The following is a 14,659-nucleotide window of genomic DNA, read 5'->3' as shown; positions in this document are numbered from 1 at the left end:
TGTCGCGCTAAGCTGTGGCACCGCTCGGGTTCTTTCTACTAGTCGCGGCACCGCCGCGACTACCAAATGCTTACAGGGGGCTTAACTTGCTGTCGCCTTTCAGACTGGCCGGCGGCCAGTTTTCCAGGCGCATACCCAGGGATAAACCACGGGAAGCGAGTACGTCCTTGATTTCTGTCAGAGACTTCTTACCAAGGTTCGGCGTCTTCAGCAGCTCAACTTCGGTGCGCTGGATCAGATCACCGATGTAGTAAATGTTTTCTGCTTTCAGACAGTTGGCCGAACGTACGGTCAGCTCCAGGTCGTCTACTGGGCGCAGCAGTACCGGGTCAACTTCGGGCTCTTCAGCTTTCGGTTGCGCATCCTTTTCACCTTCCAGGTCTACAAAAACTGCAAGCTGCTGCTGCAGAATCGTAGCGGCGCGGCGAATTGCCTCTTCCGGGTCCAGGGTACCATTGGTCTCCAGGTCCAGAACCAGCTTGTCCAGGTCAGTGCGCTGCTCTACACGCGCGCTTTCCACACTGTAGGAAACACGACGTACCGGGCTGTATGAAGCATCCAGCTGCAGACGGCCAATCGCACGGCTTTCCTCTTCCTCGTCACGACGAGCGTCCGCTGGCTGATAGCCACGACCGCGCGCTACGGTGAGACGCAGGTTGAGTTCCACATCACCAGTGATATTGGCGATCACGTGCTCAGGATTCACAATCTCGATATCGTGATCTACCTGGATATCTCCAGCAGTCACTGCACCTGGGCCCTTCTTGCTCAGGCTCAATACCGCCTGATCCTTGCCGTGCATAACAACCGCGATTTCTTTCAGGTTGAGCAGGATTTCAATAACATCTTCCTGCACACCCTCAATCGCGCTGTACTCGTGCTCGACACCGTCGATTTCGACTTCGGTGACGGCGCAGCCCGGCATGGAGGACAGCAGGATGCGACGCAGCGCATTGCCAAGAGTGTGGCCAAAGCCACGCTCCAGGGGCTCCAAAATCACCTTGGCGTGATTCGGATTGTACTCGGTGACGTCAATACGACGCGGTGTCAAAAACTCGTTGACAGCAGTCTGCATAGCCATACCTGTTTACAGTTGCATTCCTTAAAGTGGACTAATTGTTACTTGGAGTACAGTTCCACGATAAGGTTTTCGTTGATCTCTGCCGGCAGATCGACACGATCTGGAGTGCGCTTGAAAGTGCCTTCCAGTTTGCTCGCGTTTACGTCTACCCACTCGACATCGCCACGCTGGGCAGCGAGGGAAACGGAATTCTGGATACGCAGCTGCTTCTTAGCTTTTTCACGTACAGCAACTACATCACCTTCCTTAATTTGGTAAGAAGGAATGTTAACAGTTGTGCCGTTTACCAGAATCGCCTTGTGGGAAACCAGCTGACGCGCTTCAGAGCGCGTTGAGCCGAAGCCCATGCGGTAAACCACGTTGTCCAGGCGTTTTTCCAGAAGTTGCAGTAGGTTCTCACCAGTTGCACCTTTCAGGCGCGCCGCTTCCTTATAGTAGTTACGGAACTGCTTTTCCAGTACGCCATAGATACGGCGAACCTTTTGCTTCTCGCGCAGCTGAATACCGTAATCGGACAGACGACCACGGCCAGCACCATGCTGGCCGGGCTTGGATTCTGCGCGACACTTAGAGTCATGCGGACGAACGCCGCTCTTCAGCTGCAGGTCAGTCCCTTCACGACGGGACAGTTTACATTTTGGTCCAATATAACGTGCCATTTTATCAGCCCCCTCTTACACGCGACGTTTCTTGGGCGGACGACAACCGTTATGCGGGATTGGCGTCACGTCGGTGATGTTGGTGATCTTGTAGCCGCAGTTGTTCAGTGCGCGAACAGCGGATTCGCGACCGGGGCCAGGGCCCTTTACTTCTACGTCGAGGTTTTTCAGGCCGTACTCCTGAGCTGCAGTACCTGCGCGCTCAGCGGCAACCTGGGCTGCAAACGGGGTGCTCTTTCTTGAGCCACGGAAGCCGGATCCACCTGCGGTGGCCCAGCTGAGGGTATTACCCTGGCGATCAGTGATCGTCACGATCGTATTGTTAAACGATGCGTGGATGTGGGCAATACCGTCAACAACGGTCTTTTTGACCTTTTTGCGAACAGTAGTTTTTGGCTTAGCCATACCAGTATCCTAAATCCTGTATCAAATCCCCTCGGTTCACTACCGGGAAGGGGCTTGTTAAACCGCGATATCGCGCCTTAATCAGGCTTACTTGCGAATCGGCTTGCGCGGACCCTTACGGGTGCGAGCATTGGTTTTGGTGCGCTGACCACGCAGCGGAAGGCTGCGGCGGTGACGCAAACCGCGGTAGCATCCAAGGTCCATCAAACGTTTGATGTTCATGGATACTTCACGGCGCAGGTCGCCCTCTACAGTGAGTTTTGCAACTTCACCGCGGATGGTTTCGATCTGCTCTTCAGACAGGTCGCGGATTTTGGTGGATTCAGCGATACCAACCGCTGCCAAAATAGACTTTGACTTAGTGAGACCTACCCCGTAAATGTGGGTCAGGGAGATCACGGCGTGCTTGTGGTCTGGTACATTGACACCAGCAATACGTGCCATAGAGGCGTACTCCACGTATTGGAGCCACTGCTATAAATAAGTATGTGGCTCTACTTTGATTTCGGCGCTGACAGCGACTAAAAAACCGGCGGCGCCACCAAAAAGGCGCGCAAGAATAGCTTTTCAGACACTAATTTGCAATAGCCCACGACCGTTTCGGCCTCCCGAAACGGCTGCGGACGACAGTCAACGCCCCCAATTGGAAGAAGGCTTTACCACCTCCTCCCCACCCCAAAAATTTTGAGGTGTTGCCAATCGATACGGGGCTGTAGCGATCAGCGAATTCTTCCAGCTTTTACAGGGGCGCCCAATGGACGCACCCCGAAGGGGCTGGCCCCTTTTTAGCCTTGACGCTGCTTGTGACGTGGCTCAGCGCTGCAGATTACCCGCAGAACGCCTTTGCGACGTACGATTTTGCAGTTACGGCAGATCTTTTTTACAGAAGCGCGTACTTTCATGACCTTACCTCAATTCAATCAAACTGCGAGCAGGTGACGCACTAGCGACGACCGTAGCTTTGCAGGTTCGCTTTTTTCATCAAGCCTTCGTACTGGTGTGACAGCAGATGCGACTGTACCTGCGCCATAAAGTCCATCACTACGACTACAACGATCAGTAGTGAGGTACCCCCCAGATAGAAGGGAACGTTAAACCCAACTACCAGGAACTGCGGCAGCAGGGATACCAGCGCGATATACACGGCACCTACCAGGGTGAGTCGGGTCAACACGCTATCGATATAGCGGGCTGTCTGCTCACCAGGGCGAATACCTGGCACATAAGCACCGGACTTTTTCAGGTTATCTGCTACTTCATTCGGGTTGAACATCAACGCCGTGTAGAAGAAACAGAAGAAACCGATCAGCAGTGCGAACAAAATAATGTTCAGCGGCTGCCCTGGCCCCAGCTGCAATGCCATCCACTGCAGAATCTGAGCACCAATACCTTCCCCGCCCTGACCAAACCACTGCGCCAGCGTAGCCGGGAACAGCAGGATACTACTGGCGAAGATCACCGGAATAACACCGGCCATATTCACCTTCAGGGGCAGGTGGCTCGCCTGCGCAGCCGGTGCGGCAGAATAGCGACCAGCCTGGCGTCGGGCGTGGTTAATTGTGATTCGACGCTGACCGCGCTCCATCACTACCACAAAGAACACCACCGCAAGAGCAATTACGCCGATGATCAGCAGCATAAGGATATGCAGCTCACCCTGCCGTGCCTGTTCAAACGCCTGACCGATGGCACCGGGCAAACCGGCGACGATACCGGCGAAAATCAGCATGGAAATGCCATTGCCAACACCGCGCTCGGTGATCTGCTCACCCAGCCACATCATAAATACGGCACCGGTCACCAGTGACGTTACCGCCACAAAGTAAAAACCAAACGCAGGCTCAGATGAGTAAGCCAGATTCTGTCCAGCAAGCCCGAAAGTCATACCAATACCCTGAATCAGGGCCAGCACTACCGTGAGGTAGCGAGTATATTGGTTGATCTTGCGCCTTCCGGCCTCCCCTTCCTTCTTCAACGCTTCCAGAGAGGGAGTCACCGCGCTCATCAACTGCATGATGATGGACGCGGAGATGTAGGGCATGATGCCCAGCGCCAGAATACTCATCCTTTCCAGGGCGCCGCCAGAGAACATGTTAAACAGGCCAAGGATGGTCCCCTGGTTCTGGTTAAACAGGTTTGACAGCTTTTCCGGATCAATACCGGGCACCGGAATATGCGTCCCCAGTCGATAAACAAGAATCGCTAGAAACAGAAAACGAAGGCGAGCCCAAAGCTCGCCCAATCCCTTGCTGTTGCCCAGGGGATTTCCACCGGATCCTGGTCGTGCCATTGGCGCCTCGATTAGTCTTCTATTTTACCGCCAGCAGCTTCGATAGCCGCCTTTGCACCTTTGGTCACTCCCAGACCCTTTACGGTAACTGCTTTAGTCAGTTCACCTGAGAGGAACACTTTGGCGCGTTTAATATGGCTGCCGATAATATCGGCATTCTTCAGCGCTGCCAAATCGATTACGTCACTTTCTACCTTGGCCAGCTCAGCCAAGCGTACTTCCGCGGTGAAGCGAGAAACACGAGCGGTGAAACCGTACTTAGGCAGACGCTTCTGCAAAGGCATCTGACCGCCTTCGAAGCCTGGACGGACACTACCGCCGGAACGTGCTTTTTGACCTTTGTGGCCACGGCCACCGGTCTTACCCAACCCACTACCTATTCCGCGACCAACGCGCTTTGCGCTGTGCTTGTGGCCTTGTGCGGGAGATAAGTCATTCAAACGCATGTTATTCCCCCTCAACCTTAACCAGGTAGTTTACTTTGTTGATCATGCCGCGCACGGAAGGAGTATCTTCCACTTCCACTGTGTGGCCGATGCGGCGCAGGCCCAGACCCGCAACGCACGCCTGATGGCTTTTCAGGCGTCCGTTGATACTTTTGGTCTGGGTGACTTTAATGGTCTTCTTAGCCATGGTCTTAACCCACCAATAACCTTAAATCTGGACTGTGATTAGCCCAGAATCTCTTCGACTGATTTACCGCGCTTGGCAGCAACATCTTCAGGGCTCTGCATTTGCTCCAGAGCTTTGAAGGTTGCGCGCACTACGTTCACCGGATTGGTGGAACCGTAGCACTTGGCCAATACGTTGTGTACACCAGCCATTTCCAGTACGGAGCGCATAGCACCGCCGGCAATTACACCGGTACCCTGGGAAGCGGGCTGCATGTAAACCTTGGAACCACCATGGCGGCCATTGGTAGCGTACTGGATGGTATCGCCATTCAGTTCTACCTGGACCATGTTGCGGCGCGCAGCTTCCATCGCCTTCTGAATCGCTACAGGCACTTCACGCGCCTTACCGCGACCGAAACCGACACGGCCATTGCCGTCACCAACGACAGTCAGTGCGGTAAAGGCGAAGATACGACCACCTTTAACAGTCTTGGCAACGCGGTTGACCTGGACCAGCTTCTCCTGCAGGCCTTCGTCGTTGCTTTTGTCTTTCTCTCTAGCCATAACTCAACCCTTAGAATTTCAGACCGGCTTCGCGGGCAGCGTCAGCCAGAGCCTTAACACGGCCGTGGTACTTAAAGCCACTGCGATCAAAGGCAACTGCTTCAACGCCGGCGGCTTTTGCACGCTCAGCGATCAGCTTGCCAACCGCGGTAGCAGCGTCGACGTTACCGGTTTTACCAGCGCGCAGGTCCTTGTCCAGGGTAGAGGCGGAAGCCAATACCGTATTGCCTTCGGCAGACAGGATCTGTGCGTAAATGTGACGTGGAGTGCGGTTCACGGTAAGGCGAACGGCGCCCAGCTCACTGATCTTGGCGCGGGCACGACGTGCACGACGCAAGCGAGATGCTTTCTTAACGTTCATATCTATGCCCTATTTACTTCTTCTTGGCCTCTTTGCGATACACGCGCTCATCGGCATAACGGACACCCTTACCTTTGTAGGGCTCCGGCGGACGGAACGCACGGATCTCAGCGGCCACTTGGCCCAGCAGCTGCTTATTGCTGCTCTTCAGTACGATTTCAGTCTGGGAGGGAGTTTCCGCAGTCACACCTTCCGGCAACTGATAATCGATCGGATGGGAGAAGCCCAGGGTCAGGTTAACCGTTTTACCGGCGGCTTTCGCACGATAACCAACACCCAGCAGCTGCAGCTTCTTCTCGAAGCCAGCGCTTACGCCTATCACCATGTTATTGACCAGTGCACGGGTAGTACCCGCCAAGGCCCTGGCTTGCTTGGAGCTATTGCGCGCGGCAAAAGTCAGCTGGCTCTCGCCTTCGCTCACTTCTACATCACTGTGAATAACCATATCCAAGTTACCGCTACCGCCCTTAACAGCGATGTTCTGACCTTTCAGGTCAACGGTAACACCTGCGGGGATAACTACCGGACTATTTGCTACTCGAGACATTATGACCCCCCGCTTAGAATACGGTGCAGAGCACTTCGCCACCGATACCGGCCTGGCGAGCAGCGCGATCGGTCATTACACCTTTAGAGGTGGAAACGATCGCGATACCCAGACCACCACGTACGGTAGGCAGAGTTTTCTTACCAGTGTAAGAGCGCAGACCCGGACGGGAAACGCGGTCCAGTTCAGCGATAACCGGCTTGCCCTGGAAGTATTTCAGAGCGATAGTCAGTTCAGGCTTAGCGCCCTCGCTTACATTCAAGTCAGTAACGTAACCTTCGTCTTTCAGGACTTTGGCTACAGCCACTTTCAATTTTGATGATGGCAGGGTGACTTCCGCCTTTCCGCGCGCCAGGGCATTGCGGATGCGAGTCAGCATATCTGCCAACGGATCTTGCATACTCATCTTATGAGACTCCTCAAATCTGCCTTAAACCAGCTGGTAATTACCAGCTGGACTTCACGAGGCCAGGAACATCACCACGCATCGCAGCTTCACGAAGCTTGTTACGGCACAGGCCGAACTTGCGGTATACAGCGTGGGGGCGACCAGTAATACGACAGCGGCGTTGCTGACGTACCGGGCTTGCATCGCGCGGCATTTTCTGCAGCTTGAGTTGAGCCTCCCACTGCTCCTCTTCGGAAGCAGTGGAACTGGCGATGATCGCCTTCAGCTCTTGACGCTTCTCGGCGTACTTAGCTGCGGTTCGAGCGCGCTTGTTTTCGCGCGCAATCATGGATTTCTTCGCCATGGAATCCTCTTAACCCTTGAAAGGGAAGTTGAACGCTTTCAGCAGCGCGCGACCTTGATCGTCGTTTGCAGCTGTAGTGGTAATACAAATATCCAGACCGCGGAGCTTGTCTACTTTGTCGTAGTCAATTTCCGGGAAGATGATTTGCTCGGTCACGCCCATAGAGAAGTTACCGCGGCCGTCAAACTGCTTCGGGCTAATGCCACGGAAGTCACGGATACGCGGAATCGCGATGTCAACCAAACGCTCCAGGAACTCATACATGCGCTCACCGCGCAGAGTAACCTTGCAGCCGATCGGCCAACCGTCACGAATCTTAAAGCCCGCAATAGATTTGCGCGCTTTAGTAACGATGGGCTTTTGACCAGTAATTGCTGTCATATCATTAACAGCGTGCTCCAGCACCTTCTTATCACCAATCGCTTCACCAACACCCATGTTGATGGTGATCTTGGTGATGCGCGGCACTGCCATCACATTCTCGAGACCAAGCTCTTCTTTCAGCTTGGCCACGAGGTCCTTAGTGTAGAGCTCTTTAAGCTTTGCCATGATCTACCAACCTGCTTTTGCGTCAAGAGCCTTAGATGGCTTCGCCGCTGGATTTGAAGACGCGAATCTTAGTGCCGTCTTCCAGTACTTTAAAGCCCACCCGGTCAGCCTTCTGGGTGTTGGGGTTGAAGATGGCTACGTTGGAAGCTTGGATCGCAGCTTCTTTTTCAACGATGCCGCCAGCAACGCCCAGCTGGGGATTTGGCTTTTGGTGTTTCTTGATCATCTGTATGCCGGAAACAATCAGGCGACCGTCGTTCAGTACTTTACGTACTGAACCACGCTTGCCTTTGTCGCGACCGGCGATAACGATCACTTCATCGTCACGCTTGATCTTGCGCATAACTCTTCTCCGCTCGAGGCTTAGATAACTTCGGGGGCGAGCGAGATGATCTTCATGAACTTCTCACCGCGCAGTTCGCGAGTTACCGGACCAAAAATACGGGTGCCAACCGGCGCCAATTGCTGGTTCAGCAGTACCGCTGCGTTATCGTCAAACTTAATCAGGGATCCGTCGTTACGGCGTACACCTTTTTTGGTGCGAACCACAACAGCGTTCATTACCTGACCTTTCTTTACTTTACCGCGGGGAATGGCTTCCTTAACGGTTACCTTAATAATGTCGCCCACGCCGGCATAACGACGATGGGAGCCGCCCAGCACCTTGATGCACATGACGCGGCGAGCCCCACTGTTGTCAGCTACTTCTAAGTAGGATTCCGCTTGAATCATTGTCTCTCTCCGAAACCTTTCAATTCGGCAGTCAATGCGCTAGGGGTTATACCTTCGCCGCACGCTCTACAATTTTCTGCAAGGCCCAGGATTTGCTCTTGGACAGCGGACGAGATTCCTCGATGGTTACAACATCACCGATGCTGCAATCATTGTTCTCGTCATGAGCCTTAAGCTTTGTGGACTTGCTCACAATTTTGCCGTAGATCGGGTGCTTAACACGGCGCTCGATCAAAACGGTGATGGTTTTATCCATCTTGTCACTCACGACCTTACCGGTCAGAGTACGCTTCAGTTTTGCTTCAGCCATGATTAGTTACCTGCCTTCTCGGTCAACACAGTCTTAATGCGAGCAATGTCGCGACGAGTCTGCTTCAGCAGATGAGTCTGTGCCAGCTGACCGGTGGATTTTTGCATACGAAGCTTAAATTGAGCTTCGAGCTGGTTCAGCAGTTCCTGGTTCAGCTCTTCAACTGACTTTTCGCGTAGATCTGCAGTCTTCATTACATCACCGAACGCTTAACGAAAGTTGTCTTTACAGGCAGCTTGGCCGCAGCAAGTGCGAAAGCCTCACGAGCCAGCTCTTCGGACACGCCCTCCATTTCATAGAGAACTTTGCCCGGCTGGATCTGAGCCACCCAGTATTCAACGCCACCTTTACCTTTACCCATACGAACTTCGAGGGGCTTGTTGGTAATTGGCTTGTCCGGAAACACGCGAATCCAGATTTTACCGCCACGCTTAACGTGACGAGTCATTGCGCGACGAGCTGCTTCGATCTGGCGCGCAGTAATGCGACCGCGACCGATAGCCTTAAGACCAAACTCGCCAAAGCTCACTTTAGAGCCGCGCTGAGAAAGACCGCGGTTGCGACCCTTCTGTACCTTGCGGAATTTTGTACGCTTTGGTTGCAGCATCTGCGTACCCCTTATTTAGCAGCTTTCTTGCGGGTCTTAGCCGGCTTCTCATCGGGAACTTCGTCACCGATAACTTCGCCTTTAAAGATCCACACCTTGATACCGATGATGCCGTAGGTTGTCATCGCTTCAGCAGTGGCGTAGTCGATGTTAGCGCGCAGGGTGTGCAGGGGCACACGACCTTCGCGGTACCATTCGGTACGTGCGATTTCCGCACCACCGAGACGACCACTCACCTGAATCTTGATACCTTCGGCACCCTGACGCATAGCGTTCTGTACCGCACGCTTCATAGCGCGACGGAACATAACACGGCGTTCCAGCTGCTGGGCAACGTTCTGGCCAACCAGAGCCGCGTCCATATCAGGCTTGCGCACTTCTTCGATATCGATGTGCACAGGTACGCCCATCTGCGCGCTTACTTCGTTGCGCAGACGTTCTACGTCTTCACCTTTTTTACCGATTACGATACCGGGGCGTGCAGTGTGAATAGTCACACGTGCAGTGTTTGCCGGACGTTCGATCTCGATACGGCTCACGGAAGCGTGGGCCAGTTTTTTGCGAATGTATTCGCGAACTTTCAGATCCGTGTACAGCTTGTCTGCGTACTCGTCGCTGCCGGCATACCAAACAGAGGTATGCTTTTTAACGATACCCAGACGAATGCCGGTAGGATGTACTTTTTGTCCCATGGTTTTCTCGCCTGCTCTCTTATTTCTCGGCCACTTTCACAGTGATGTGACAAGTACGCTTAAGAATGCGATCTGCACGACCTTTCGCACGCGGTTTAATGCGCTTCATGGTCATACCTTCGTCCACAAAAATTGTGGAAACTTTCAGCTCGTCAACGTCAGCACCTTCGTTGTGCTCAGCGTTGGCAATGGCCGATTCCAGTACTTTCTTGACAATCGCCGCACCCTTTTTATTGCTAAATGCAAGAATATCCAGGGCTTCTTCAACGCCTTTGCCGCGAACCTGATCAGCTACCAGTCGCGCCTTTTGCGCCGATAGACGTGCGCCGCGTAATTTTGCTGCTACTTCCATCTTTTTAACCTCGGCTTAGCGCTTCTTCGCTTTCTTGTCCGCAGCATGACCGCGGTAAGTGCGGGTAGCAGCGAACTCGCCCAGTTTGTGGCCAACCATTTCTTCGTTAACCAAAACGGGCACGTGTTGACGACCGTTGTGTACGGCAATCGTCAGTCCAACCATTTCCGGCATAATCATGGAACGGCGGGACCAGGTTTTAATCGGCCGACGATCGTTTGCTTCAATCGCCGCCTCCACCTTCTTGATCAAATGCAGATCAATAAAGGGACCTTTCTTTAATGAGCGTGGCACTGTCGATTCCTCTCTAGCTGCTCAGACATCGCGCGGCTTACTTGCCGCGACGACGTACTATCATCTTATCGGTGCGCTTGTTCTTGCGCGTTTTCTTACCCTTGGTCGGAACGCCCCACGGAGTAACAGGGTGACGGCCACCGGAGGTACGACCTTCACCACCACCGTGCGGGTGATCTACCGGGTTCATCGCCACACCGCGAACGGTAGGACGAACACCACGCCAGCGTGCAGCACCGGCTTTACCCAGCTTGCGCAGGCTGTGCTCGGAGTTGCTCACTTCACCCAGGGTTGCGCGGCACTCAGCGAGGACCTTGCGCATTTCGCCGGAACGCAGACGAATAGTCGCGTACTGGCCTTCACGAGCTACCAGCTGTACAGAGGCACCTGCAGAGCGGGCTAACTGAGCGCCTTTACCAGGCTTCAGCTCAATGCCGTGAATTACAGAACCTACCGGAACGTTGCGCAGAGGCAGAGTGTTACCCACAGCAATCGGTGCGGCATCGCCGGACTGAATGGTGGCACCAGCCTTCAGGCCTTTCGGTGCAATGATGTAACGACGCTCACCATCTGCATAACACACCAGAGCGATGTGCGCGCTGCGGTTGGGATCGTACTCCAAGCGCTCAACTTTAGCCGGAATACCGTCTTTGTTGCGCTTGAAGTCGATAACGCGGTAGTGCTGCTTGTGACCACCGCCGATATGGCGAGTGGTAATACGACCATTGTTGTTACGGCCACCGCTTTTGCTTTTACTCTCCAGCAGAGGAGCGTAAGGAGCACCTTTGTGCAGGTCGGGGTTAACAACCTTAACCAGGTGACGACGGCCGGCGGAGGTCGGTTTTGTTTTTACAATTGCCATTGTAACAGTCCCCTTTACTCAGCAGCTTCAAAGTTGATGTCGCTGCCTTCAGCCAGGCGAACGTAGGCTTTTTTCCAGTCGCTGCGACGGCCCATGCCGTGGCGAGTGCGCTTGGTTTTACCTTTTACGTTCACGGTGCGAACCTGCTCAACGGAAACGTTAAACAGTTTCTCTACCGCAGCCTTGATTTCTGCTTTCTCAGCATCGGTGGAAACCTTGAAAACCACCTGGTTGGCACTATCGGCCAGCACAGCAGCTTTTTCGGAAATTACCGGGCCCAGCAGTACTTTGTAGAGTCGCTCTTGGTTCATCCCAGCACCTCTTCAATTTTCTTGAGCGCAGAAACGGTAACCACGACCTTATCAAAGCGAATCAGGCTTACGGGATCGATCGCCTGTACATCGCGGACGTCGATCTTGTGCAAGTTGCGAGCGGCCAGGTAGAGGTTTTCGCTAACCTCTTCAGTCACGATCAGCGCGTCGGACAGGTCAAATTGAGCCAGTTTGCTTACCAGCTGCTTGGTCTTGGGTGCATCCACGTCAAAGGACTCAACCACTACCAGGCGCTCCTGACGAGCCAGCTCAGACAGAATGCAACGCAGTGCAGCGCGGTACATTTTCTTGTTCAGCTTAACGCTGTGATCGCGCGGATCAGCGGCGAAAGTTACGCCACCGGAACGCCACAGCGGGCTGCGAATAGTACCGGCACGTGCACGGCCAGTACCTTTTTGGCGCCATGGCTTCTTGCCACCACCAGAAACGTCGGAACGATTCTTCTGCGCCTTGGTACCCTGGCGAGCGCCGGCCATATAGGCCACTACTGCCTGGTGCACCAGATCTTGGTTGAACTCACGCCCGAAAGTCACTTCAGAGACAGCTACTGTGCCTTTAGCGCCTTCGGGAGTAGCGATATTCAGTTCCATATCTATTTCCCCTCAGACTTAGGCTTTAACTGCCGGACGAACGATAACGTTGCCACCGGGTGCACCGGGAACAGCGCCTTTAACCAACAGCAGGTTGCGTTCGGCATCGACACGAACCACTTCCAGGTTTTGCACGGTTACGCGCTCAGCGCCCATATGGCCAGCCATCTTCTTGCCTTTCCATACGCGGCCAGGAGTCTGACACTGACCGATAGAACCGGGTGCGCGGTGAGACAGGGAGTTACCGTGGGTTGCGTCCTGGGTGCGGAAATTCCAGCGCTTAACGCCGCCCTGGAAGCCTTTACCTTTGGAAGTGCCGGTTACGTCGATCTTCTGGCCAGCTTCAAAGCTGGAGACAGTGATTTCAGAACCGATTTCGAAAGTCTCTTCAGAACCATCAGTGCGCAGTTCGAAAAGATTAGTGCCAGCCTCTACATTGGCTTTGGCGAAGTGGCCCGCTTCGGGCTTGGAGACACGGGAAGCTTTGCGGTTACCCACTGCTACTTGAACAGCGGTATAGCCATCAGTTTCCTGAGTTTTCACCTGGGTGACGCGATTCGGAGCAACCTCAACAACGGTTACCGGAATGGATACGCCATCTTCAGTGAAGATGCGAGTCATGCCGCTCTTGCGGCCGACAATACCTATAGTCATCTTTATTAACCTCTCAGTGCACGGGGCTTTAACCCACTGCGGCCGCCCAGTTTCAGAGCGTTACACTACCCGGACCTTTTTCGCCCGGGATTCGGTAGTTAGTAAAAGTGTTAGCCGAGACTAATTTGGACCTCAACACCGGCCGCCAGATCGAGCTTCATCAGCGCGTCGACGGTTTTCTCGGTAGGCTCAACGATGTCCAGCAAACGCTTGTGAGTACGGATTTCGTACTGGTCGCGAGCGTCTTTATTAACGTGCGGAGAAATCAGTACGGTGTACTTCTCTTTGCGAGTCGGCAGCGGGATAGGACCGCGAACTTGTGCGCCAGTGCGCTTAGCCGTCTCTACGATCTCCTGAGTGGACGCGTCGATCAGCTTGTGATCGAAGGCCTTCAGGCGAATACGGATACGTTGACCCTGCATGGAATCAAACTCCAACTTATGAACTAAAGAACGTCCTCTTCCGCAGCCCCGAGGGCGGGCGAAAAGGAGCGCGAATTCTACGGGGAGCGCGGGAGGCTGTCAACTGTACAGCCTGCGCAAATTTCAATCTGCGCAAACTACAATGAAGTACCTAAAGTGGAACGAGGATACAGAAATGACTATTGCCGCAAAATTGAGTCAATACCTCAACGACCAGTCGGTCGACTACCACCTGGTTCAACACCCACATACACGAACCAGCCGCGAAAGCGCACACGCAGCCCATGTTAGAGAGGACCAGGTAGCCAAGGCGATTATGCTGCAGGACAATGACGGCTATGTAATGGTGGTGATACCCGCCAGTAGCAGCCTGGATATGCGCGCCGTACATATGGAAACCGGTCGTAACGGCCTGGAAATGGTTGCGGAGAATGAACTCGGTTCAATCTTCCCGGATTGTGAACTGGGCGCCCTCCCCCCAATTGGCCAGGCGTATGGCATCACCACCCTGCTGGACAGCAGCCTCAGCCACCAGGAGACCATTTATTTCGAGGCCGGTGACCACGAAGAACTTGTGGAAATGGACGGACCACAATTCACCAAGCTCTTTATCAGCAGCCACACAGCCGACCTGAGCAAGGATTGGCCGTAAATTACCACCCAACCAATCAGGCAGCTGACCAACCGTAATTAAGGGTGCTTTCAATTATGTCGCCAACCCTTAACTCCAAATCTCTATTTCGGGCATAAAAAAAGCCGCAGCGTTTCCGCCGCGGCTTTTTCAGATCACGAGTAACTATTACTCGATGATCTTAGCAACAACGCCCGCACCTACGGTACGACCACCTTCGCGAATAGCGAAGCGCAGGCCGTCTTCCATGGCGATCGGAGCGATCAGGGTAACAACCATTTGAATGTTGTCGCCCGGCATTACCATTTCAGTACCTTCCGGCAGCTCTACCGCACCAGTTACGTCGGTAGTACGGAAGT

Annotated in this window: 29 protein-coding genes; 1 reads left to right on the top strand and 28 read right to left on the bottom strand. The window is 53.9% G+C overall.

Annotation, left to right across the window (positions count from 1 at the left end; translation table 11 throughout):
• Positions 1 to 70 precede the first annotated feature (70 nt).
• From ABWV76_RS20735 to rpsJ, 27 genes are all read right to left on the bottom strand, one after another.
• Positions 71 to 1,075: a DNA-directed RNA polymerase subunit alpha gene (locus tag ABWV76_RS20735; protein WP_026304886.1), complete on the bottom strand. Its 1,005-nt coding sequence runs from the start codon at positions 1,073 to 1,075 to the stop codon at positions 71 to 73.
• 44 nt (positions 1,076 to 1,119) lie between these two features.
• Positions 1,120 to 1,740: a 30S ribosomal protein S4 gene (rpsD, locus tag ABWV76_RS20730; RefSeq protein WP_020411407.1), complete on the bottom strand. Its 621-nt coding sequence runs from the start codon at positions 1,738 to 1,740 to the stop codon at positions 1,120 to 1,122.
• Positions 1,741 to 1,755: 15 nt separating this feature from the next.
• Positions 1,756 to 2,145 (bottom strand): 30S ribosomal protein S11, encoded by a 390-nt coding sequence (gene rpsK, locus ABWV76_RS20725; RefSeq protein WP_020411406.1) that lies wholly within the window; start codon positions 2,143 to 2,145, stop codon positions 1,756 to 1,758.
• Between the two features lie 87 nt (positions 2,146 to 2,232).
• Positions 2,233 to 2,589 carry a 30S ribosomal protein S13 gene (gene rpsM, locus ABWV76_RS20720; protein WP_020411405.1) on the bottom strand — a complete coding sequence of 119 codons (357 nt, stop codon included), beginning with the start codon at positions 2,587 to 2,589 and terminating at the stop codon, positions 2,233 to 2,235.
• A 341-nt stretch (positions 2,590 to 2,930) separates the two neighbouring features.
• Positions 2,931 to 3,047, bottom strand: coding sequence for a 50S ribosomal protein L36 (rpmJ, locus tag ABWV76_RS20715; RefSeq protein WP_010133825.1), 117 nt, complete (start codon positions 3,045 to 3,047; stop codon positions 2,931 to 2,933).
• A gap of 41 nt (positions 3,048 to 3,088) precedes the next feature.
• Positions 3,089 to 4,435: a preprotein translocase subunit SecY gene (gene secY, locus ABWV76_RS20710; RefSeq protein WP_353377122.1), complete on the bottom strand. Its 1,347-nt coding sequence runs from the start codon at positions 4,433 to 4,435 to the stop codon at positions 3,089 to 3,091.
• 11 nt (positions 4,436 to 4,446) lie between these two features.
• Positions 4,447 to 4,881, bottom strand: a complete 435-nt coding sequence (rplO, locus tag ABWV76_RS20705) for a 50S ribosomal protein L15 (protein WP_020411403.1) — start codon at positions 4,879 to 4,881, stop codon at positions 4,447 to 4,449.
• 1 nt (position 4,882) lies between these two features.
• A complete protein-coding gene (rpmD, locus tag ABWV76_RS20700; RefSeq protein WP_020411402.1) occupies positions 4,883 to 5,068 on the bottom strand; it encodes a 50S ribosomal protein L30 in 186 nt (61 codons plus the stop codon).
• A gap of 38 nt (positions 5,069 to 5,106) precedes the next feature.
• On the bottom strand, positions 5,107 to 5,613 hold the full coding sequence (gene rpsE / locus ABWV76_RS20695) for a 30S ribosomal protein S5 (protein WP_020411401.1): 507 nt from the start codon (positions 5,611 to 5,613) through the stop codon (positions 5,107 to 5,109).
• A gap of 10 nt (positions 5,614 to 5,623) precedes the next feature.
• Positions 5,624 to 5,974, bottom strand: a complete 351-nt coding sequence (gene rplR, locus ABWV76_RS20690) for a 50S ribosomal protein L18 (protein WP_020411400.1) — start codon at positions 5,972 to 5,974, stop codon at positions 5,624 to 5,626.
• A gap of 13 nt (positions 5,975 to 5,987) precedes the next feature.
• Entirely contained in the window at positions 5,988 to 6,521 is a 534-nt protein-coding gene (gene rplF / locus ABWV76_RS20685) for a 50S ribosomal protein L6 (protein WP_353377121.1), read from the bottom strand.
• Positions 6,522 to 6,534: 13 nt separating this feature from the next.
• A complete protein-coding gene (gene rpsH / locus ABWV76_RS20680) occupies positions 6,535 to 6,927 on the bottom strand; it encodes a 30S ribosomal protein S8 (protein WP_020411398.1) in 393 nt (130 codons plus the stop codon).
• A 40-nt stretch (positions 6,928 to 6,967) separates the two neighbouring features.
• The gene (gene rpsN / locus ABWV76_RS20675) at positions 6,968 to 7,273 is read right to left on the bottom strand and encodes a 30S ribosomal protein S14 (RefSeq protein ID WP_020411397.1); all 306 of its coding nucleotides are present in this window, start codon (positions 7,271 to 7,273) and stop codon (positions 6,968 to 6,970) included.
• 9 nt (positions 7,274 to 7,282) lie between these two features.
• Positions 7,283 to 7,822, bottom strand: a complete 540-nt coding sequence (gene rplE / locus ABWV76_RS20670; RefSeq protein ID WP_020411396.1) for a 50S ribosomal protein L5 — start codon at positions 7,820 to 7,822, stop codon at positions 7,283 to 7,285.
• A 31-nt stretch (positions 7,823 to 7,853) separates the two neighbouring features.
• Entirely contained in the window at positions 7,854 to 8,165 is a 312-nt protein-coding gene (rplX, locus tag ABWV76_RS20665) for a 50S ribosomal protein L24 (protein ID WP_020411395.1), read from the bottom strand.
• A gap of 20 nt (positions 8,166 to 8,185) precedes the next feature.
• Positions 8,186 to 8,554 (bottom strand): 50S ribosomal protein L14, encoded by a 369-nt coding sequence (rplN, locus tag ABWV76_RS20660; protein WP_020411394.1) that lies wholly within the window; start codon positions 8,552 to 8,554, stop codon positions 8,186 to 8,188.
• A gap of 46 nt (positions 8,555 to 8,600) precedes the next feature.
• Positions 8,601 to 8,864 (bottom strand): 30S ribosomal protein S17, encoded by a 264-nt coding sequence (gene rpsQ, locus ABWV76_RS20655; protein WP_020411393.1) that lies wholly within the window; start codon positions 8,862 to 8,864, stop codon positions 8,601 to 8,603.
• Between the two features lie 2 nt (positions 8,865 to 8,866).
• Positions 8,867 to 9,058: a 50S ribosomal protein L29 gene (rpmC, locus tag ABWV76_RS20650; RefSeq protein WP_020411392.1), complete on the bottom strand. Its 192-nt coding sequence runs from the start codon at positions 9,056 to 9,058 to the stop codon at positions 8,867 to 8,869.
• A complete protein-coding gene (gene rplP, locus ABWV76_RS20645; RefSeq protein WP_020411391.1) occupies positions 9,058 to 9,471 on the bottom strand; it encodes a 50S ribosomal protein L16 in 414 nt (137 codons plus the stop codon). The genes rpmC and rplP overlap by 1 nt, the downstream gene beginning before the upstream one ends.
• Positions 9,472 to 9,482: 11 nt before the next feature.
• Positions 9,483 to 10,163 (bottom strand): 30S ribosomal protein S3, encoded by a 681-nt coding sequence (gene rpsC / locus ABWV76_RS20640; RefSeq protein WP_020411390.1) that lies wholly within the window; start codon positions 10,161 to 10,163, stop codon positions 9,483 to 9,485.
• Positions 10,164 to 10,182: 19 nt separating this feature from the next.
• Entirely contained in the window at positions 10,183 to 10,515 is a 333-nt protein-coding gene (gene rplV, locus ABWV76_RS20635) for a 50S ribosomal protein L22 (RefSeq protein WP_020411389.1), read from the bottom strand.
• 15 nt (positions 10,516 to 10,530) lie between these two features.
• Entirely contained in the window at positions 10,531 to 10,809 is a 279-nt protein-coding gene (rpsS, locus tag ABWV76_RS20630; protein WP_020411388.1) for a 30S ribosomal protein S19, read from the bottom strand.
• A gap of 37 nt (positions 10,810 to 10,846) precedes the next feature.
• On the bottom strand, positions 10,847 to 11,671 hold the full coding sequence (gene rplB, locus ABWV76_RS20625; protein WP_020411387.1) for a 50S ribosomal protein L2: 825 nt from the start codon (positions 11,669 to 11,671) through the stop codon (positions 10,847 to 10,849).
• 14 nt (positions 11,672 to 11,685) lie between these two features.
• On the bottom strand, positions 11,686 to 11,982 hold the full coding sequence (rplW, locus tag ABWV76_RS20620; RefSeq protein WP_020411386.1) for a 50S ribosomal protein L23: 297 nt from the start codon (positions 11,980 to 11,982) through the stop codon (positions 11,686 to 11,688).
• The gene (rplD, locus tag ABWV76_RS20615; RefSeq protein WP_020411385.1) at positions 11,979 to 12,593 is read right to left on the bottom strand and encodes a 50S ribosomal protein L4; all 615 of its coding nucleotides are present in this window, start codon (positions 12,591 to 12,593) and stop codon (positions 11,979 to 11,981) included. Before rplD ends, rplW begins: the two co-directional genes overlap by 4 nt.
• A gap of 18 nt (positions 12,594 to 12,611) precedes the next feature.
• Positions 12,612 to 13,247, bottom strand: coding sequence for a 50S ribosomal protein L3 (gene rplC, locus ABWV76_RS20610; RefSeq protein WP_353377120.1), 636 nt, complete (start codon positions 13,245 to 13,247; stop codon positions 12,612 to 12,614).
• A 110-nt stretch (positions 13,248 to 13,357) separates the two neighbouring features.
• Positions 13,358 to 13,669: a 30S ribosomal protein S10 gene (gene rpsJ, locus ABWV76_RS20605; protein ID WP_010133849.1), complete on the bottom strand. Its 312-nt coding sequence runs from the start codon at positions 13,667 to 13,669 to the stop codon at positions 13,358 to 13,360.
• Between the two features lie 142 nt (positions 13,670 to 13,811).
• Here rpsJ and ABWV76_RS20600 point away from each other — a divergent pair, with 142 nt between their 5' ends.
• Complete coding sequence (locus tag ABWV76_RS20600) at positions 13,812 to 14,321, top strand: aminoacyl-tRNA deacylase (protein ID WP_353377119.1); 510 nt, start codon at positions 13,812 to 13,814, stop codon at positions 14,319 to 14,321.
• Between the two features lie 147 nt (positions 14,322 to 14,468).
• Here ABWV76_RS20600 and ABWV76_RS20595 read toward each other — a convergent pair.
• Positions 14,469 to 14,659: EF-Tu C-terminal domain-related protein (locus tag ABWV76_RS20595; protein ID WP_502914819.1), on the bottom strand; the 191-nt coding region annotated here is incomplete at its 5' end.

Source organism: Microbulbifer sp. NBRC 101763, from assembly GCF_040371615.1.
Taxonomy (GTDB): domain Bacteria; phylum Pseudomonadota; class Gammaproteobacteria; order Pseudomonadales; family Cellvibrionaceae; genus Microbulbifer; species Microbulbifer variabilis.
Note: the sequence above shows the minus strand (reverse complement) of the source record. Positions and strands in the feature narration are given on the sequence as shown.